The 18,677-nt window shown below is 65.9% G+C and carries 15 protein-coding genes; 7 read left to right on the top strand and 8 right to left on the bottom strand.

The annotated features are described in order from the left end of the window. Positions 1–167 precede the first annotated feature (167 nt). Together HU230_RS04095 and HU230_RS04090 are read left to right on the top strand one after the other, a co-directional pair. Positions 168–1,568, top strand: a complete 1,401-nt coding sequence (locus HU230_RS04095; protein ID WP_176532803.1) for a selenium-binding protein SBP56-related protein — start codon at positions 168–170, stop codon at positions 1,566–1,568. A gap of 2 nt (positions 1,569–1,570) precedes the next feature. Beyond that, the gene (locus tag HU230_RS04090; RefSeq protein ID WP_176532804.1) at positions 1,571–2,239 is read left to right on the top strand and encodes a hypothetical protein; all 669 of its coding nucleotides are present in this window, start codon (positions 1,571–1,573) and stop codon (positions 2,237–2,239) included. A gap of 194 nt (positions 2,240–2,433) precedes the next feature. Here the strand turns inward: HU230_RS04090 and HU230_RS04085 are convergent, their stop codons facing one another. The 8 genes from HU230_RS04085 to HU230_RS04050 form a co-directional block, all read right to left on the bottom strand. Then, positions 2,434–2,889, bottom strand: a complete 456-nt coding sequence (locus HU230_RS04085; protein ID WP_092124899.1) for a MarR family winged helix-turn-helix transcriptional regulator — start codon at positions 2,887–2,889, stop codon at positions 2,434–2,436. Positions 2,890–2,905: 16 nt separating this feature from the next. After that, entirely contained in the window at positions 2,906–3,610 is a 705-nt protein-coding gene (locus tag HU230_RS04080; protein ID WP_176532805.1) for an ABC transporter ATP-binding protein, read from the bottom strand. Then, positions 3,607–4,398 carry an ABC transporter ATP-binding protein gene (locus HU230_RS04075; RefSeq protein ID WP_176532806.1) on the bottom strand — a complete coding sequence of 264 codons (792 nt, stop codon included), beginning with the start codon at positions 4,396–4,398 and terminating at the stop codon, positions 3,607–3,609. The genes HU230_RS04080 and HU230_RS04075 overlap by 4 nt, the downstream gene beginning before the upstream one ends. After that, positions 4,395–6,284 (bottom strand): ABC transporter permease, encoded by a 1,890-nt coding sequence (locus HU230_RS04070; protein ID WP_176532807.1) that lies wholly within the window; start codon positions 6,282–6,284, stop codon positions 4,395–4,397. Before HU230_RS04070 ends, HU230_RS04075 begins: the two co-directional genes overlap by 4 nt. Before the next feature lie 242 nt (positions 6,285–6,526). Next, positions 6,527–7,741 carry an ABC transporter substrate-binding protein gene (locus tag HU230_RS04065; protein ID WP_176532808.1) on the bottom strand — a complete coding sequence of 405 codons (1,215 nt, stop codon included), beginning with the start codon at positions 7,739–7,741 and terminating at the stop codon, positions 6,527–6,529. A 28-nt stretch (positions 7,742–7,769) separates the two neighbouring features. Next, positions 7,770–8,354, bottom strand: a complete 585-nt coding sequence (locus tag HU230_RS04060; protein WP_176532809.1) for an amino acid synthesis family protein — start codon at positions 8,352–8,354, stop codon at positions 7,770–7,772. Positions 8,355–8,370: 16 nt separating this feature from the next. After that, a complete protein-coding gene (locus tag HU230_RS04055; protein WP_176532810.1) occupies positions 8,371–9,381 on the bottom strand; it encodes a UPF0280 family protein in 1,011 nt (336 codons plus the stop codon). Then, complete coding sequence (locus tag HU230_RS04050) at positions 9,378–10,826, bottom strand: 6-hydroxynicotinate reductase (RefSeq protein ID WP_176532811.1); 1,449 nt, start codon at positions 10,824–10,826, stop codon at positions 9,378–9,380. The genes HU230_RS04055 and HU230_RS04050 overlap by 4 nt, the downstream gene beginning before the upstream one ends. A 276-nt stretch (positions 10,827–11,102) precedes the next feature. Here HU230_RS04050 and HU230_RS04045 point away from each other — a divergent pair, with 276 nt between their 5' ends. From HU230_RS04045 to HU230_RS04025, 5 genes are all read left to right on the top strand, one after another. Then, on the top strand, positions 11,103–11,570 hold the full coding sequence (locus HU230_RS04045; RefSeq protein WP_176532812.1) for a (2Fe-2S)-binding protein: 468 nt from the start codon (positions 11,103–11,105) through the stop codon (positions 11,568–11,570). A gap of 20 nt (positions 11,571–11,590) precedes the next feature. After that, positions 11,591–15,103: a molybdopterin cofactor-binding domain-containing protein gene (locus HU230_RS04040; protein WP_224942957.1), complete on the top strand. Its 3,513-nt coding sequence runs from the start codon at positions 11,591–11,593 to the stop codon at positions 15,101–15,103. Positions 15,104–15,164: 61 nt separating this feature from the next. Beyond that, positions 15,165–16,469 carry a nicotinate phosphoribosyltransferase gene (pncB, locus tag HU230_RS04035; RefSeq protein ID WP_176532814.1) on the top strand — a complete coding sequence of 435 codons (1,305 nt, stop codon included), beginning with the start codon at positions 15,165–15,167 and terminating at the stop codon, positions 16,467–16,469. A gap of 104 nt (positions 16,470–16,573) precedes the next feature. After that, positions 16,574–17,869 (top strand): O-acetylhomoserine aminocarboxypropyltransferase, encoded by a 1,296-nt coding sequence (locus HU230_RS04030; protein WP_176532815.1) that lies wholly within the window; start codon positions 16,574–16,576, stop codon positions 17,867–17,869. A gap of 4 nt (positions 17,870–17,873) precedes the next feature. Beyond that, positions 17,874–18,653: an alpha/beta fold hydrolase gene (locus HU230_RS04025; protein ID WP_173641506.1), complete on the top strand. Its 780-nt coding sequence runs from the start codon at positions 17,874–17,876 to the stop codon at positions 18,651–18,653. The last annotated feature ends 24 nt before the right edge of the window (positions 18,654–18,677 follow it).

Raw genomic sequence — 18,677 nt, 5'->3', positions numbered from 1 at the left:
CATCTCGCCGCGCCGGAACGTTGCTTTCGCCCGTCATCATTGAGGTGTATCGTGCCGCCCCGCGAACCTAGCCGGCGGCGCTCGCAAGAGCCACGCGACGATCCGGAATAGTTCCTGCCGCATGCCGCCGTGCCGTTGGTCCACACCAGCAAACAGGAGGCAGCACGATGACGATGAGGCCAGATCCCACGTTTCACGCCTCGCCGAAGCTTGCGATGGAAGCTCCGGCAGAGAACTTCGCCTACACCGTGCTGCTCAGCCCGGACTTTTCCAAGCCCGACGCGCTCGCCGTCATCGACGTCAAGCCGGGCTCGCCAACCTACAGCAAGATCGTCCACACCGTGACGATGCCCAACAAGGGCGACGAGTTTCACCATTTCGGCTGGAACGCGTGTTCCTCGGCATTGTCCCCGCTTGCGGGACATGCCTTCATCGAGCGCCGCTATCTCATCGTTCCCGGCATGCGGTCGTCGCGGATCTACATCATCGACACCAAGCCGGATCCGACGCAGGCCAAGATCCACAAGATCATCGAGCCCGAGGAGGTCTTCAGGAAGACCGGCTATTCGCGGCCGCATACCATCCACTGCGGCCCGGACGGCATCTACGTCTCGACGCTCGGCGGCGGCGGCAAGGACGGCACCGATGGACCGCCCGGCGTGTTCATCATGGACTGCGAGACCTTCGAGGTGCTTGGACGCTGGGAGATCGATCGTGGTCCCCAGACCAAGCACTATGATTTCTGGTGGAACCTGCCACGCGACTACATGGTGAGCAGCGAATGGGCGCTGCCGCCGCAATTCGAGAACGGGATCGTGCCGGAGGACCTGCTCTCGAACAAATACGGCCATCGCATCCACTTCTGGGATCTGCGGGCGCGACGCAATGTCCAGACCATCGATCTCGGCGCCAACCATCAAATGGCGCTGGAGGTGCGTCCCGCGCACGATCCGGTTCGCGAATACGGCTTCGTCGGCGTCGTGGTCGATACCACGAACCTCGAGGGTTCGATCTGGACCTGGTGGCGCGAGGGCGGCAAGTTTCACATCGAGAAGACGGCGACGATCCCGCCCGAGCCCGCGCCGAAGGAGCAGCTGCCGCCACTGCTGCAGGGTTTCGGTGCCGTGCCGCCGCTGGTGACCGATATCGACCTGTCGATGGACGACAAATTCCTTTACGTCTCCTGCTGGGCCACCGGCGAGATGCGCCAATACGACGTCAGCGATCCGCGCAAGCCAAAGCTTGCCGGATCGGTGCGCATCGGCGGCATCGTCCACCGCACGCCGCATCCCAACGGACAGGCATTTGCCGGCGGTCCGCAGATGGTCGAGATCAGCCGCGACGGCAAGCGGGTCTACTGGACCAATTCGCTCTACTCGACCTGGGACGATCAGTTCTATCCGCAAGGCATTCCCGGCGCCGAGGTGATGGCGAATGCCGGCCCGGGCGGCGGCCTTGAACTGGCAAAGGACTACTGGGTCAGCTTCCCCGACGGGTACCGCGCGCACCAGATCCGGCTCGACGGCGGTGATTGCTCGACGGATTCGTTCTGCTATCCATTGGCCTGACTGTGAGTGCAGCCGACTGGACACCGGCCTGGCTGTGGCTGGCGGTCATCGCGAGCGGCCTCTACCACGGGATCAACCCGGGCATGGGCTGGCCGCTCGCGGTTTCGGCCGGATTGATGCAGAGAAGTTCGCGCGCGCTGCTGGCCGCGCTTGGCCCGCTCGCAATCGGTCACCTGCTGGCGATGCTCGTCGTGATCCTTCCCTTCGCGCTGCTGATCACCCTCGTCGAATGGCAGCGCACGATCCGGATCGGCGCCAGCCTGCTTGTGATCGCCTTCGGCATCTATCGGCTGATCGACCGGCGCCATCCGCGGGCCTTGGCGCGGATACCGCCGACGCAACTCGCATTGTGGTCCTTCGCGGTGGCGATCGCCCACGGCGCGGCGCTGATGCTGGTGCCGATCTATCTCGGACTATGCCGCGAGGCTGAGCCGGACCAAGGCCACGCCGCCGCCAACTCCCTGATCGACACCAGCCTCACGATGGCCGTGCTGGTCTCCATCGTCCATGCCGGCGCGATGATCGCGGCAGGCGGAAGTCTGGCGTGGCTGGTCTACCGCTACCTTGGCCTCAAATTCGTGGCCCGGAGCTGGTTCAATCTGGACACGGTTTGGGCCGTCAGCCTGGTGCTGGTCGGCGCCGTCGCGCTGGCGCTTGGTCTTGCGACGTAGTCCGGATGCGACACGGTGGCACTTTCTTCATCCTCCCCTGGAGGGGGAGGATCGGTTCGCATGAAATGCGAACCGGGGTGGGGTGAACAGTCTCTCCATACAGATTCTGCCCGTGTGGAGAGATCACCCCACCCCGGCTCGCATCTCGCTTCGCTCGCTGCGATCCGACCCTCCCCCTCCAGGGCAGGGTAAGGTCACCGCAGCCTGCCGAGCAGCGCCATCAGGGTCTCGCGCTCCTTGGCGTCGAGCGGCGCCAGCGTCTCCCTGGAGATCACGAGCGCATTCGGCGCGGCCTTGTCGGCCATCTGCTGACCGGCGCGCGTCAGGCTCACCATCAGCCGGCGGCCGTCGTCGGGATCGGGCGAGGTCTCGGTCAGGCCGCGCGCAGTCAGGCGATCGATCACACCCTTGATGGTCGCAACGTCCATCGAGGTCAACCGCCCGAGCTGGTTCTGCGAGCAGGGGCCAACCTCCGACAGCTTCGACAGCGCGGCCCACTGCGTCGGCGTCAGGTTGATGCCGATCTCGCGGGCGAAGATCACCGCGTGGCGCTGCGACACCTGACGCAGGATGAAGCCGATCTGCTCGTCCAGCACGTAACCCGGCTTGGCGGCCTTGACGCTTCGCTTCTGTGCAGCACTCCTCGCCATCGTTTCACCCCACCCCTTACAGCGACAGATGCGCGTCGCGGACATCCGGACGCGCATCGAGCTCCGCCATGGTGCCGCCAAAACAGATTCGGCCGCGTTCGATGATGTAGGCGCGATCCGAGATCAGCCGGGCGAAATGCAGGTTCTGCTCGGAGACGACGATGCTGACGCCCTCTTTCTTCATCGCCAGGATCGCATCGACCATCTGCTCGACAATCTTGGGCGACAGGCCTTCCGAGGGCTCGTCGAGCAGCACGAGCGACGGATTGCCCATCAGCGTGCGCGCGATCGTCAGCATCTGCTGCTCACCGCCGCTCATGCGGCCGCCGGGCCGGCCGCGCATCTCGCCGAGGTTGGGAAACAGCTTGAACAGTTTGTCGCGGTCCCATTGCGGCGCGCCCGCCCGCTTGGGCTGGCGGCCGACCTCGAGATTCTCCTCGACCGTGAGATCAGTGAAGATCCGCCGTTCCTCGGGCACATAGCCGAGCCCGCCGCGCACGATCGCATGCGTCGGCAGCTCCGAGACGTCCCTGCCCTCGAACATGACGCGGCCGGAGCGGTTCTCGACCAGACCGACGATAGAGCGGAACGTGGTCGACTTGCCGGCGCCGTTGCGGCCGAGCAATGCGACCACTTCGCCCTCGCCGACCTCGAGCGCGATGTCGAACAGGATATGCGCCGGACCGTAGAAGCTGTTGAGATCCTTCACCGTGAGCTTCATGCCGATGCTCCCTCGCGGTGCCCGGCGTCATAGAGGAGGCCTTCGCCGAGATAGATCGCCCGCACCTGAGCATTGCCGCGCACTTCCTCGGGCGAACCTTCGGCGATCAGGCTGCCGCGGTTGAGCACCAGGATGCGGTCGGCGTGCTCGAACACCACGTCCATGTCGTGCTCGGTGAACAGCACGCCGATCGACTGCTCGCGCGCGATCCGCGCCGTCAGCCGCATCAGCTCGACGCGCTCGCGCGGCGCCATGCCGGCGGTCGGCTCATCCATCAGCAGCAACTTCGGCTGATTGGCGAGTGCGATCGCAAGTTCCAGCCGCTTGACGTCGCCATAGGCGAGCTCGCCGCAGGGCCGCTCCGCATAGGCGCCCATGCCGACCAGATCGAGCAGCCGCCCGGCCTCGTCACGCGCCTGACGCGCGGTCGAAGCCCACAGGTTGAACAATTGCCCGCCATGCGAAACCAGCGCGACCTGCACGTTCTCGCGCACCGTCATCGTCGGAAATGTCGCCGCGATCTGGAAAGTGCGGCCGACGCCCATGCGCCAGATCACGCGCGGCTTCTTGCCGGTGGTCTCCGCGCCGAGCACGCGGATGCGGCCCGAATCCGGAATGTTCTGGCCGTTGAGCATGTCGAAACAGGTGCTCTTACCCGCGCCGTTCGGTCCGATCAGCGCCAGGATCTCACCGGCGCGCAGTTCGAACGAGACGCCGCGCACGGCATGCACGCCGCCATAGGATTTGGTCAGCCCCTCGACCGACAGCAATGTGGGAACCATGCTCATTCGGCAGTCTCGATGCGGGAGGTGAGCAAAGGCGACGCCGTCGAGGCGGATTTGCGCCGGCGGTGCATGAGGGCTTCCAGCGTGCCGACGATGCCCTTCGGGAACGCGACCACGATCAGCACGACGAAGCCGCCGAGCACAAGCTTGGAGAGATCGGTCTGGCTGACCAGCCAGATGTTGAGCGCCTTGTAGACGATGGCTCCCACCACCGCGCCCGACACCGTCTCGACGCCGCCGAGCAGCACCATGACCAGCGCATCAACCGACAGCGAGATGCCCATATTGTCAGGAAAGACGCTGCCTTTGAGGTAGGCGAACAGCGCGCCCGCAAGGCCGGCGACCGTGCCCGCAATCACGAAGGCGGTCCACTGGATGCGCTTGCCGTTGACGCCGACCGCTTCGCTGCGCAGCGGAGAGTCGCGCGTGGCGCGCAGCGCAAAGCCGAACGGCGAGAACACGATGATCCGAAGGATCGCAACCGCGAGCGTGGCGATGCCGAGCGACAGCCAGTAGAAGTGAGACGGGCTCGCCGCCCATTTCTCCGGCCAGACGCCGAGGATGCCGTTGTCGCCGCCGGTGACCGACACCCACTGGAACGCGATCGACCAGACGATCTGGGCAAAGGCCAGCGTCAGCATCGCGAAATAAACCCCGGAGAGTTGTACCGCGAAGAAGCCGAACACCGCCGCGCCCATTAGCCCGAGCAGCGGTCCAAGCAGCAGGCAGGCGATCATCGGCAAGCCGGCCATCTTGGCGAGCAGCGCCACGCCATAGGCGCCGAGGCCGAAATAGGCCGCGTGGCCAAACGAGGCGAGCCCGCCGACCGACATCAGGAAGTGCAGGCTGACCGCGAAGATCACGAAGATCGCGATCTCCGAGCCGACGGTGAGCACGTAATTTCCGGCGACGAACGGCAGCGCCGCGGCGACCACGAGCACCGCGATCGCCGCAAGCCGCTCGTTCATCGTCAGCGGCCGCCACGGATTCACGGTGAGGCCAGGCGTGCGCCGCGCCGGCGCCTCCGGCTTGCCGAACAGCCCCCACGGACGGACGATCAGCACCACCGCCATCACCAGGAACACCAGGATGATGGAGATCTTCGGGAAGATCAGGATGCCGAAGGCGTTCAGCTCCGACACTAGCACCGCCGCGACGAAGGCGCCGATGATGCTGCCGAGGCCGCCGATCACGACCACGACGAAGACCTCGACGATGACGCGCAAATCCATCGCATGATTGACCGCGTCGCGCGGAATCTGCAGCGCTCCGCCGAGCGCCGCGAGGAAGACGCCGAGCGCGAACACGCTGGTGAACAGCCATTTCTGATTGACGCCGAGCGCTGCGACCATGTCGCGGTCCTGCGTCGCCGCGCGCACCAGGACGCCCCAGCGGGTGCGCTGGAACAACAGCCAGAGCACACCGAGCACGACCGGCCCAAGCACGATCAGGAACAGATCGTAGCTCGGAATATTCTGGCCGAAGAAGTCGATCGCGCCCTTGAAGCCCGGCGCGCGGCGGCCCACCAGATCGTCCGGCCCCCAGATCAACACCACGAGATCCTCGACCATCAGCGTCAGGCCGAAGGTGGCGAGCAACTGGAACAGCTCGGGCGAATGGTAGATCCGGCGCAGCAACACCATCTCGACCAGCACTCCGATCGCGGCAACCGCCAGCGCCGCGACGACGATGCCGCCCCAGAAACCGAACGCGCCGGCGAAGCGCTCGGTCAGGGTGAACGCGACGTAGGCGCCGAGCATGTAGAACGCGCCATGCGCGAAATTGACGATCCGCGTCACGCCGAAGATGATCGACAGACCAGAAGCGACCAGGAACAGCGATGCCGCGCTGGCAAGACCGGTCAGGAACTGGACGACATAGAAGGCCATGGGCGGTCCGCGTTGGAGATCACAAGCGTCACTTTCCTTCACCTCGCCCCGCTTGCGGGGAGAGGTCGAAATTCAAGCGCAGCTTGAATTTCGGGTGAGGGGAACTCTCCGCGAGCCCAACTCGTGGAGAAGGCCCCTCACCAGCGCCGATGCTTCGCATCGGCATTCCTTCTAGACGGCGGCCAGAGGCCGCCTACGCCCTCTCCCCGCAAGAGCGGGGCGAGGGAGTAGAAGCAGAGACCTCAATCCTTCGGCCGCAGCTTCTCGATTTCGGCATCGCTGGGCAGATAGTCCGAGCCCTTGCGATAGGCGGTATCGACCATGATGCCCTTGCCGTCCTTCAGCGCGGTCTTGCCGGTGAAGGCACCTAACGTCGACTGGTGATCGATCTTGCGGAAGGTGATCTCGCCGAACGGCGACGGCATCGAGATGCCTTCGGCCGCGGCGATCAGCTTCTCCGGATCGGTCGAACCGGCTTTCGCGAGGATCGCCGCTGCCGCCTTGATGGTCTGGTAGCCGACGATCGAGCCGAGCCGCGGATAGTCGTTGTACTTGGCCTGGTAGGCCTTCAGGAACGCGTCGTGCTCGGGCGTCTTGATCGAATACCAGGGATAGCCGGTGACGATCCAACCCTCGGGCGTCTCGTCCTTCAGCGGATCGAGATATTCCGGCTCGCCGGTCAGGAAGCTCACGACTGTGCGGCCCTTGAACAGGCCGCGGGTGTTGCCTTCGCGCACGAGCTTGACGAGGTCCGCACCGAAGGTGACGTTGAGGATCGCCTCGGGGTTCGCGGCGGCAGTCGCCTGCACTACCGGGCCGGCATCGATCTTGCCCTGCGGCGGCCATTGCTCGTCGACCCACTGGATATCGGGCCGCTTCTCCGACATCAGCTTCTTGAACACCGCGACCGCCGACTGGCCGTATTCATAGTTCGGCGCGATCGTCGCCCAGCGCTTGGCCGGTAGTTTTGCTGCTTCCTCCACCAGCATCGCCGCCTGCATGTAGTTGGAGGGACGAAGACGGAACGTGTAGCGGTTGCCCTTCGACCAGGTGATGGCGTCGGTCAAAGGCTCTGCCGCCAGGAAAAACACCTTCTTCTGGTTGGCAAAGTCGCTGACGGCGAGGCCGATATTGGAGAGGAAGGTGCCGGTGAGCATCGCGACGTTCTCGCTCGACACCAACTCGTTGGCCGCGGTTTGCGCATCCGCCGGCTTGCCGCCGTCGTCCTTGGAGATGACGACGAGCTTCTTGCCGTTGATGCCGCCGGCCGCATTGATCTCTTCCACCGCAAGCTGCCAGCCCTTGCGATAGGGCTCGGTGAACGCCGGCAGCAAGGAGTAAGAGTTGATCTCGCCGATCTTGATTTCACTCTGCGCCGACGCCTGTGTCGTCATGGCGCTCGTTGCCATGGTCGCGACCGCGATCGCCAATCCCGCCCCTACGAAATAACCACGCATCCCGTCCTCCAGTTTTTCTTCAAAGAGATTATCGCAATCCGTCTTCGCCCTTGACCTCATCAACCGTCAGCCCGCCGACGCGCGGCAACGGCCGTCCGCTGTCTGTGATCGCGACCGCGACCATGATCTCATTGGCCCGCGGCGCGTCGTTGATCTGCACCTCCATGCCGTCGAAATGGCTGCGCACGAAGGCGGCGTCCTTGTGCCCGAGCGGAATGTCCAGCGTCGTGCCGGGACCGGAGCGCTTCTTCGACGACGGGATCAGCGCCGCGCCTTTGGAAAGCACTTTGCGCACCGGCGCGCCCATCTTGGGATGCAAGATCGCGGCCGCGTGCTCGAGCTCGCCATTCTCGCCGACGGCAGCGGCCTTGCCGTAACTGTGCGCCTTGGCGCCGTCGATGCCGAGCGCGGCGACTGCCCGCTTGGAAAGCAATTCGCCAAGTTCCTCGCCGATCGCGATCAGCGGCGACAGATCCTCGACATAGCGGCCGGCAAAGGGGTTTTCGATCACGGCGATCGCAGCAGCGCGCCGGGTCGGCGGTGCGATGGTCTTGCCCATCTCCAGATGGGTCTCCTCGACCACGGTGACGATCTTGCGAATGACGGCGCTCATCTTGGCTCGCTCCCGGTCATGCCTGCAGCGTGTTGTCTATCGTTCTTGCCTGAAACGTGTGCGACACCAGTGTCCCGTTGCCAGTTGCACCGACAAGGCGCGTTTCGCCCAGTAGACGCAATGCCGCGCCTTCGATCAATCCCGACGTCAGGAGCATGCGCGCCCGCGTCGCCCCCGCCTCGAGCGCCTGCTCGATCTCATGTTCCGCCAGCGGCCCGACATCGCGGGTCACCAGCCGTGCGCCAAGGTCGCTGTCCGGCTGCAACTCGCTCGCCGGAACGCGCAGGATCGCAGGATGGTTGGGCAGATCGACCGCATTGGCGATCACGGTCGCCGCGGCATCGGCCTGCGACGCCGTCCGCGCCAGCACGGTGACGGCATCGGCAATGCCGAGCGAGAAGCTGCGGCCGTGGCGGCCGCTGGTCGCGAAGCCGCGGACCGGCATGTCGCTATCTACGGTCACGGTGCGCATCACGCCGTGACGATCCGGCCGGTCCATCAGGCCGACGGTGAATTGCTCGCCATCAAACAGATGCAGCGCGATGTCGCCGCCATTGTTGACATAGGCACGATCGAGCGTTGCTGCCTTCAGCATCGCGCCGAGGATTTCCTCGGCGACCGAGCCCGCAACCGCCGCCATCGGCGTGATGAAACAGCCGGCAGCAAACGGCGCGACCGCGGCATGCATGCGCCGCGCGACCACGCCCTTCAGCACGCAGCGCTGCGGATCGGCCGCGCTGCGCAGCTCGACAAGCTCCGCGCAGAGCTCGTCGAGCAATCCGGTGAAGTGCTCTGCCGCCGCCTGATAGGCGGCGCTGACGTCCGCGTCCCTGCCCTTGGCCTCGATGACCAGATCAATTGGGCCGTCCTGCAAATGCAGCCGCTTGCCGTCAGGAAGAAGCGCGATTTGCGGGAGCCTAGGGCCTTTTCCGTTCCGATGGAATCGGAACGGGGCTCTAGATTCTTGTTTTGACGCGTTTTCTTTGCACGAACCGGTATCCACTTCGCTGGAAAACGTTCTACTCATGCGCGCCGCCCGGGAAGATGAGGCATCGGCCGAACTTCGGCGCTGTCGCGCAGCGACGACAGCGGCCGGACAAAATCCATATGGCCGCCGAGCGCCGCGTAATCCGACAGCTTCATCGTGAATTCGATCGGCGCCACCAGCGCCGGGGTCGGCACAAAGCCGAAGGCGCCGGCCGGCATCTGCGTGACATCGACCATGAAGGTGATGCCGCCGCCCGGCCAGACATAGACCGGCGCGCCGCCGCTGGTCACCCGCGTCAGCGCGTCCTTCACCGAGCGGGTCAGCCGCACCGGGTTGTCGGTCACGCCGGCCCGGAGCGATCCGCCCGCCCCGCCCATGAACAGCACGGTGCACAGCGCCGGCTCACAATTCTCCTGGATGCGCTCGACCGAGAATTTGAGGTCCGCCGGCATCTCGGTCTCGATCGGCTTCAGCGCTTCGTCCAGCACGTAGTAGGAAGCATGCTCGCCGGTGGTCGAGACCATCAGCATGGTGAGCCCCGGCCGCGCTTCCTTCGCATTAAAGGGACCCAGGATCGACAGCGGATCGGAGATGTTGGTGCCGCCCCACCCGGTACCGGGATCGGCGACCTGGAAGTAGCGGCCGGGCGTCGAACGGCGACCTTTCATCTTGATACCGGTGTCGGCGATATCGAGCAGCTTGCCGGCCTGGTGCTCGCTGAGCACGCCGGTGATGTGGTCGTCGACCACCACGACCTCGTCGACCTTGCCGTGCCACTGCTTGGCGAACATGCCGATGGTCGCCGAGCCGCAGCCGACCCGCATGCGCTCTTCCGCCATGCCATTGACGATCGGCGGCTTGCCCGCCTGCACCACCACGGTCGCGCCGCCGTCGATGGTCAACTCCACCGCCTTGCAGTTGGAGAGATCCATCAGCGTGTCGCAGGTGACGCGGCCTTCCTTCTTGGAGCCGCCAGTCAGATGATGCACGCCGCCGAGCGACAGCATCTGCGAGCCATATTCGCTGGTCGTGACGTGGCCGACTGCCTCGCCGTCCGCGCGCACGATCGCGGTCTCCGGGCCGAGATAGCGGTCGGTGTCGATCTTCACCTTGACGCCGCAATAGGAGAAAATGCCTTCGGTCACCACGGTGACCATGTCGACGCCGTCGACCTCCGACGACACGATGAACGGCGCCGGCTTGTAGTCGGGATAGGTGGTTCCGGCGCCGATCGCGGTGACGAACAGTTCGGGCTGACGGACGATCTTGCCGTCCCAGTCGCCGCTCGCCTGGAACGGCACCAGCTTGCCGCCGTGCGAGACCGTGCGCTCCAGCACGACATGTGGATCGACGCGCACCAGCGTGCCGTCGTGATTGGCATAACGGTCGCACGCGCCGGCCGCGCCTGGCTTGATGTAGCACATCACCGGACAGGCATCGCAGCGGATCTTGTCGCCGGCGGCGACGGTCATTGTGTCAGCCATCGTGACCAAGCCTGGACTTGTGGTGGCGGTCGATCATACTGCGCTTCCGCCTCCCCTGCCTATATCGTTCGTATACGAATGATCCTGCGCGCGAGCCCAGGACCTGTCAAGCGGCCTTTGCAATCAAACGCTGCCATTCGCTTGCGCACCCTGTTCATAAAGCGTGCACGCGCTGCAGCGCGGCATGCCGCCGCTTGCACGTTTGTATACAAACGTTATCCTCGTCGGCGATCTGACGCTGACATTGCAGCGCAAACATCAGGGAGAACCGGGGCAATGCGCCTGACCGTGAATGGCAGGAATCATGATGTCGACGCCGCTCCCGACACCGCATTGCTTTACGTGCTGCGCAACGATCTCGCATTGAACGGACCTAAATATGGTTGCGGGCTCGGCGAGTGCGGCGCCTGCGCGGTGCTGATCGACGGCGTTGCCGCGCGCGCCTGCGTGATTCCGATCGAAGGTTGCGCGGGGCGCAACATCGTCACGCTCGAAGGTCTCGGCAGCCGCGAGCATCCCGATCCCGTGCAGGATGCCTTCATCCGCGAACAGGCCGCGCAGTGCGGCTATTGTCTCAACGGCATGATCATCACCACCAAGGCGCTGCTCACGCGCAATCCCCATCCGTCCGAGCATGAGGTGCTGGAAGCGCTGCGCTACAATCTTTGCCGCTGCGGCGCGCATATCGAGATCATCCGCGCGGCGATGCGTGCCGCCGGCCACGTGCTCGAGGCGCGCGATTGATGGCCGGTTCGGAGCAACGCATGCGCGGCTCGCTGTCGGTCGTCCGCCCTGCAGTGCTGGGTGCGGAAGGCGCGTTCGAGACCTTCATCACCATCACGGCCGACGGTTCGGTTAACGCCTATAATGGCCATGTCGATCTCGGCACCGGCATCCGCACCGCGCTCGGACAGATCGTTGCCGAAGAGCTCGACGTCTCCTTTGCCCGCGTCGTCGTGATCCTCGGCGACACCGCCGTGGTGCCGAACCAGGGCGCGACGATCGCAAGCGAGACCATCCAGATCACCGCCGTTCCCCTGCGCCAGGCCGCCGCGCAGGCGCGGCATTTTTTGCTCGCGCGTGCGGCTGAACGGCTCGAACTACCGGTCGAAGAGCTGACGATCGAGGACGGCCTCGTCCGCGGTCACGACAATCGCAGCGTCAGCTATGGTGAGCTCATCGCGGATGAGACCATCCGGCTCGATCTTGCCGACGACGTTCCGGTCAAGGCGGTGGACGCCTATTCCATCGTCGGCAAGTCGGTGCCGCGCGTCGACCTGCCGGCGAAAGCCACCGGCGAGCTTGTCTACGTCCACGATATGCGCGTGCCCGGCATGCTGCATGGCCGTGTCATCCGCCCGCCCTATGCCGGCGTCGATGCCGGACCGTTCGTCGGCACCAGCCTGATCGCGGTCGATGAAGCCTCGGTGCGGGATATTCCCGGCCTTGTCGCGGTGGTGCGGATCGGCGATTTCGTCGGCGTCGTCGCCGAGCGCGAGGAGAACGCAATCAAGGCCGCCGCGCAGCTCAAGGTGAGCTGGAAGCCGGGGCCGGCGCTGACCGACCTCTCCGACATCGAGCAGGCGCTGCGCGCCAATCCCGCGACGCCGCGCCAGCTGATCGACAAGGGCGATGTCGATGCCGCGATCAAGGCGGCCGCTACGCCGATGCAACGGACTTACGTCTGGCCCTACCAGATGCACGGCTCGATCGGCCCGTCTTGCGCGGTCGCCGATTGCAGCGAGGGTGCGATCCGGGTCTGGTCCGGCACGCAGAACCCGCACATCCTGCGCGGCGATCTGGCGCTCTTGATCCAGCGGCCGGAATCCGAGATCGACATTATCAGGATGGAGGCCGCCGGCTGCTACGGCCGCAACTGCGCCGACGACGTCTCGGCCGATGCGCTGCTGCTGTCGCGCGCGGTCGGCCGCCCGGTGCGCGTCCAGCTTACCCGCGAGCAGGAACATGCGTGGGAGCCGAAGGGCACCGCGCAGCTGATGGACGTCAACGGCGGCCTCAACGCCGACGGCAGCGTCGCCGGCTACGACTTCGTTACGCGCTATCCCTCCAACGGCGCGCCGACGCTGGCGCTGCTGCTCACCGGACGGATCGCACCTGAAGCCGCCGTGTTCGAGATGGGTGACCGCACCGCGATCCCGCCCTACGACTACGAGAATCTGCGCGTGGTCGCCAACGACATGCCGCCGATCGTGCGCGCCTCATGGCTTCGCGGCGTCTCGGCGCTGCCCAATACGTTCGCGCATGAATCCTACATCGACGAGCTTGCCGCCGAAGCCGAGGTCGATCCGATCGAATACCGGTTGCGCTACCTGAAGGACAAGCGCGCGATCGATCTCGTCAACGCGGTCGCCGAGCGCGCCGGCTGGACGCCGCGCCCGGTGCGCCAGGAGCCCGAGGCCGAAGGCGATATCGTCCGTGGCCGCGGCTTTGCCTATGCGCTCTACGTGCACAGCAAGTTTCCCGGCTACGGCGCGGCGTGGTCGGCCTGGATCGCCGATGTCGCCGTCAACAAGGCGACCGGCGATGTCAGCGTGACGCGCGTCGTCGCCGGCCAGGATTCCGGATTGATGATCAATCCGGAGGGCGTGCGGCACCAGATCGAAGGCAATGTCATCCAGTCGACCAGCCGCGCGCTGATGGAGCAGGTCTCGTTCGAGCGCGGCGCGGTGACGGCGCGCGAATGGGGCGCCTACCCCATCATCAAGTTCCCTGACCTGCCTGCGATCGACGTCCTGATGTTGCCGCGGCATGACCAGCCGCCGCTCGGCGTCGGCGAATCCGCCTCGGTGCCGAGCGCGGCTGCGATCGCCAATGCGATCTATGATGCGACCGGCGTGCGTTTTCGCGAGCCGCCGTTCACACCGGAGCGCATTTTGAAGGGACTGCGCGGCGAGCAACCCGTGGCGCCCACGGCGCTTGCACCGCCCACGCAGACGGCGGACGTCAGCAGATGGCAGAATCCGTTTGCGAAACGCGGCGGCGTGCTCGCCGGCATTGCCGCGCTCTGCGCCGCGGCGATCGGAATCGGCGCGGCCGTGCTGCCGTGGCGCGCCATCGCGCCGATCGCCCGGCCGGATGCCTCGGTCTATTCCGCCGCGACGATCGCGCGCGGCAAGGAGCTCGCGGCGCTTGGCGCTTGCGCCGTCTGCCATACGTCGGAGCACGGCGCCCTGAACACCGGCGGCCGGCCGCTCGAGACGCCGTTCGGCACGATCTACACGACCAACATCACGCCCGACGTCGACACCGGCATCGGCGCCTGGTCCTATCCCGCGTTCGAGCGCGCGATGCGCGAGGGCATTCATCGCGACGGCCGCCATCTCTATCCGGCATTTCCGTACACGCATTTTGCCAGGACCAGTGATGCCGACCTGCAGGCGCTCTATGCCTATCTGATGGCGCAAGCGCCGGTGCGCGCCGCGACGCGGCCGAACGCGCTGGCCTTTCCGTTCAACCTGCGGCCGCTGCTCGCCGGATGGAATGCGCTATTCCACCAGCCGCGCCCATTCCAGCCCGATCCATCGAAATCGGCGATCTGGAATCGCGGCGCTTACCTGATCGAGGGGCTCGGCCATTGCAGCGCCTGCCACTCGCCGCGCAATGCACTCGGCGCCGAACGGCAAGCGGCCTATCTCGCCGGCGGCGGCGCCGAGGGCTGGGAGGCGCCGGCGCTGACCACGCTGTCGAAGGCACCGATCCCCTGGAGCGAGGACGAGCTGTACGCCTATCTGCGCACCGGCGAGTCCCGTCTGCACGGCGTCGCCGCCGGGCCAATGGCGCCCGTCGTGCATGAGCTCGCCGCGCTGCCCGACCAGGACATCCGCGCGATGGCGGTCTACCTCGCCTCGTTCAACGAGCCCACCGATCGGCCCGCGCACGATGCCCTGGTTACCGAGCTCGAAGCCACCACCGCCGTCACCACTGCGGCCTCGGCGGGCGCACGGATCTATCAGGGCGCCTGCGCCGTCTGTCATGAGGTCGGCGGCCCGCCGCTGTTCGGCAGCCGACCGTCGCTGGCGCTGAACAGCAATCTGCACAGCGACGCGCCGGACAACCTGATCCAGGTGATCCTGCACGGCATCGCCAAGCCGGCGGTGACCGATCTCGGCTACATGCCGGCCTTCAAGGACAGCATGAGCGACGGCCAGGTCGCCGAGCTCGTCACGTTCCTCCGGCGGCAGTTTGCCCCGGACAAGCCGGCCTGGAGCGACGTCGCCGCCAAGGTCGGCCGTATACGGCAGACCATAGCGCGCTGACCTGCCATGTTCCGCCCGATACCCACTGGGCGGGCGGCGCCCGGCAGGCTAAGGTTCCCGCATGACCGTGACAGACATCGCGACCCGGACCTACAACCACGGCTGGCGGCTCGACCCGATCGTGCGCAGCCTGCTCGACACCGATTTCTACAAGCTGTTGATGCAGCAGATGATCCGGGAAAGCTATCCGGACACGCGCACGACCTTTTCGGTGATCAACCGCTCGACCCATATCCGTCTCGCCGAGGTCATCGACGAGGGCGAGCTGCGCGCCCAGCTCGACCACGCCCGCACCATCCGTTTCACCAAGAAGGAACTGATCTGGCTCGCCGGCAACACGTTCTACGGCAAGACCCAGATGTTCTCGCCCGATTTCATCAACTGGCTCTCGACCTTCCGCCTGCCCGAATACGAGCTGCACAAGGTCGACGGCCAGTATGAGCTGCATTTCCACGGGCCGTGGACCCACACCACGATGTGGGAGATCCCGGCGCTCGCGATCCTCAACGAGCTGCGCTCGCGCGCGGCGACCAAGACCTACGGCCGCTTCGCGCTCGACGTGCTCTACGCCCGCGCCAAGGCCAAGCTGTGGGCCAAGGTCGAGCGGCTGCGGAAGCTGGACGGATTGCGGCTGTCCGATTTCGGCACTCGCCGCCGCCACGGCTTCCTCTGGCAGCGCTGGTGCGTCGAGGCGGTGAAGGAAGGCCTCGGCCCGTCCTTCACCGGAACGTCGAACGTGCTGCTGGCGATGGACAACGACCTCGAGGCGATCGGCACCAACGCGCACGAGCTGCCGATGGTGGCCGCGGCGCTCGCCAACGACGACCAGGAGCTGCGCTGGGCGCCCTATCGCATCCTCGATCAATGGCGCCACGCCTATGGCGGCAACCTCCTGATCGCGCTGCCCGACGCCTTCGGCACCAAGCCGTTCCTGCGCGACGCGCCGGAATGGGTCGCCGACTGGACCGGCTTTCGTCCCGACAGCGCGCCGCCGATCACCGCCGGCGAAGAGATCATCAAATGGTGGAAGCAGAAGGGCCGCGACCCCAAGGAAAAGCTGCTGGTGTTCTCCGACGCGATGGATGTCGGCTCGATCGAGGAGACGTTCCATCACTTCAAGGGGCGCGTGCGCGTCAGCTTCGGCTGGGGCACCAACCTCACCAACGATTTCGTCGGCTGCGCCCCTGATGGCACCGCCGAGCTCGATCCGATCTCGATCGTGTGCAAGGTGACGTCGGTCGACGGACGACCGGCCGTCAAGCTCTCCGACAATCCGGAGAAGGCCACCGGCATCCCCTCAGAGGTCGAGCGCTATCTGCGCGTGTTCGGCAATGTCGGCCGCGTTCGCACCGCTGTTCACGTCTAACAAAGCGTTTTCAAGCGAAGTGGACACCGGTTCGCGTGAAGAAAACGCGTCAAACAAAAGACTCCGCACCAATCACCTTCATCGACTGACCTGACGAGCTTCGCATGCCAGCACCCAAGCCGCCTGCTTTCGAAACCCTGAGCCTGCACGCCGGCCAGCGCCCCGATCCCGCGACCGGGGCGCGCGCGGTGCCGATCTATCAGACCACGTCCTACGTGTTCCAGGACGCCGATCACGCCGCGGCGCTGTTCAACCTGGAACGCGCCGGCCACATCTACACCCGCATCTCCAATCCGACGACATCAGTACTGGAGGAGCGCATCGCCGCGCTCGAATGCGGCGTCGGCGCGATCTGCACCGCGAGCGGCATGGCGGCGATGCATCTGGCGATCGCGACGCTGCTCAATGCCGGCGACCACATCGTCGCCTCCGCCTCGCTCTATGGCGGCACCATCAACCTCTTGGCGCACACGCTGCCGCGCTTCGGCATCACCACGACCTTCGTGAAGCCGCGCGCGCTCGACGAGTTTCGCGCCGCGATCAGGCCGAACACGCGGCTCGTGATCGGCGAGACCATCGGCAATCCCGGCCTCGAGGTGCTCGACATCCCCGCAGTCGCGCAAATTGCGCATGACGCGAAGATTCCGCTGCTGATCGACAACACCTTCGCGACCCCTTACCTCAGCCAGCCGATCGAGCTCGGCGCCGACATCACGATGAATTCGGCGACCAAGTGGATGGGCGGCCACGGCATCGCGATCGGCGGCGTTATCGTCGACGGCGGCCGGTTCGACTGGCGCGCCTCCGGCAAATTCCCGCAGCTGACCGAGCCCTATGCCGGCTATCACGGCATCGTCTTCGACGAGCAGTTCGGCAAGGCCGCCTTCATCATGCGCGCCCGCACCGAGGGCCTGCGCGATTTCGGCGCCTGCCTGTCACCGACCAACGCCTTCCAGCTGCTGCAGGGCATCGAGACGCTCGGCGTCCGCATGGATCGCCATCTCAGCAACACCCATGCCGTGCTGGACGCCCTCGCCGCGAACAAGGCGGTCGACTGGGTGCTGCATCCGTCGCTGGAGACGCATCCGGACTACGCGCTGGCGAAGAAGCTGCTGCCGCGCGGCGCCGGCTCGATCGTAAGCTTCGGCATCAAGGGCGGCCGCGCCGCCGGCAAGAAGTTCATCGAGCAGCTGAAGCTGATCAGCCATCTCGCCAATGTCGGCGACGCCAAGACGCTGGTGATCCACCCCGCCAGCACCACGCACCAGCAGATGGATGCCGAGCAGCTGAAAGCTGCCGGCATCGGCGAGGAACTGGTGCGGCTCTCGGTCGGCATCGAGACCGCGCAGGACATCATCGATGATCTCGGCCAGGCGCTGCGCGCCTCGCAAAGGACTTAGGGCCATGCAGCTTTCCGTCAACGGGTCAGATACCTTCATCGCGACCGGCGGCAGGCCGTTCGATGCATCGCTGCCGGCTGTCGTGATGATCCACGGCGCCGGCTTCGATTCCACGACCTGGGCGCTGCACAGCCGCTGGTTCGCCCATCACGGCTATTGCGTGCTGGCGCCGGATCTGCCCGGCCATGGCCGCTCCGCCGGCAAGCCGCTGCCGACCATCGCCGAGATGGCCGACTGGATCGCGGCGCTAATCACCGCCGCCGGCGTGTCGAAGGCGCGGCTGATCGGTCATTCCATGGGCTCGCTGATCGCAATCGAGACGTCCGCACGGCACCCCGACAAGGTCTCCGGCCTCGCGCTGATCGGCACTGCCGCGACCATGACGGTCGGCCCTGATCTCCTGAAAGCCGCCGAGGCCAATGACGCCGCCGCGATCGACATGGTCTCGATCTGGGGCCTCGGCTTCAAGGCCGAGCTCGGCGGCAGCCTCGCGCCCGGCCTGTGGATGCACCAGGGCGCGCGGCGGGTGCTGCAGGAGGCGAAGCCCGGCGTGCTGTACAACGACCTCAACGCCTGCAACGCCTACCAGAACGCGCTCGCCGCCGCGGCCGCGGTCAAGGTGCCCGCGACCTTCATCCTCGGCGAGCGCGACATGATGACCCCCGCCAAGGCCGGCAAAGCGCTCGCCGCCGCGACACCGAATGCCCGCACCGTGGTGCTGCCAGGCGCCGGCCATATGATGATGGTCGAGCAGCCCGACGAGCTGCTGGCGGCGCTGCGGTAGCGGAGCTGCGGGCTCCTCTTCCCT

The organism is Bradyrhizobium quebecense (assembly GCF_013373795.3).
GTDB classification, from domain to species: domain Bacteria; phylum Pseudomonadota; class Alphaproteobacteria; order Rhizobiales; family Xanthobacteraceae; genus Bradyrhizobium; species Bradyrhizobium quebecense.
This window is presented reverse-complemented; position numbering and strand designations above follow the sequence as displayed.

What these genes read in the sequence shown, in the direction of transcription:
- HU230_RS04075 (WP_176532806.1), bottom strand. Translation starts at nt 4,398, where the DNA reads ATGAGCATGGTTCCCACATTGCTGTCGGTCGAGGGGCTGACCAAATCC.
- pncB (WP_176532814.1), top strand. Translation starts at nt 15,165, where the DNA reads ATGACCGTGACAGACATCGCGACCCGGACCTACAACCACGGCTGGCGG.
- HU230_RS04030 (WP_176532815.1), top strand. Translation starts at nt 16,574, where the DNA reads ATGCCAGCACCCAAGCCGCCTGCTTTCGAAACCCTGAGCCTGCACGCC.
- HU230_RS04055 (WP_176532810.1), bottom strand. Translation starts at nt 9,381, where the DNA reads ATGAGTAGAACGTTTTCCAGCGAAGTGGATACCGGTTCGTGCAAAGAA.
- HU230_RS04095 (WP_176532803.1), top strand. Translation starts at nt 168, where the DNA reads ATGACGATGAGGCCAGATCCCACGTTTCACGCCTCGCCGAAGCTTGCG.
- HU230_RS04050 (WP_176532811.1), bottom strand. Translation starts at nt 10,826, where the DNA reads ATGGCTGACACAATGACCGTCGCCGCCGGCGACAAGATCCGCTGCGAT.
- HU230_RS04085 (WP_092124899.1), bottom strand. Translation starts at nt 2,889, where the DNA reads ATGGCGAGGAGTGCTGCACAGAAGCGAAGCGTCAAGGCCGCCAAGCCG.
- HU230_RS04025 (WP_173641506.1), top strand. Translation starts at nt 17,874, where the DNA reads ATGCAGCTTTCCGTCAACGGGTCAGATACCTTCATCGCGACCGGCGGC.
- HU230_RS04040 (WP_224942957.1), top strand. Translation starts at nt 11,591, where the DNA reads ATGCGCGGCTCGCTGTCGGTCGTCCGCCCTGCAGTGCTGGGTGCGGAA.
- HU230_RS04070 (WP_176532807.1), bottom strand. Translation starts at nt 6,284, where the DNA reads ATGGCCTTCTATGTCGTCCAGTTCCTGACCGGTCTTGCCAGCGCGGCA.
- HU230_RS04065 (WP_176532808.1), bottom strand. Translation starts at nt 7,741, where the DNA reads ATGCGTGGTTATTTCGTAGGGGCGGGATTGGCGATCGCGGTCGCGACC.
- HU230_RS04045 (WP_176532812.1), top strand. Translation starts at nt 11,103, where the DNA reads ATGCGCCTGACCGTGAATGGCAGGAATCATGATGTCGACGCCGCTCCC.
- HU230_RS04060 (WP_176532809.1), bottom strand. Translation starts at nt 8,354, where the DNA reads ATGAGCGCCGTCATTCGCAAGATCGTCACCGTGGTCGAGGAGACCCAT.
- HU230_RS04080 (WP_176532805.1), bottom strand. Translation starts at nt 3,610, where the DNA reads ATGAAGCTCACGGTGAAGGATCTCAACAGCTTCTACGGTCCGGCGCAT.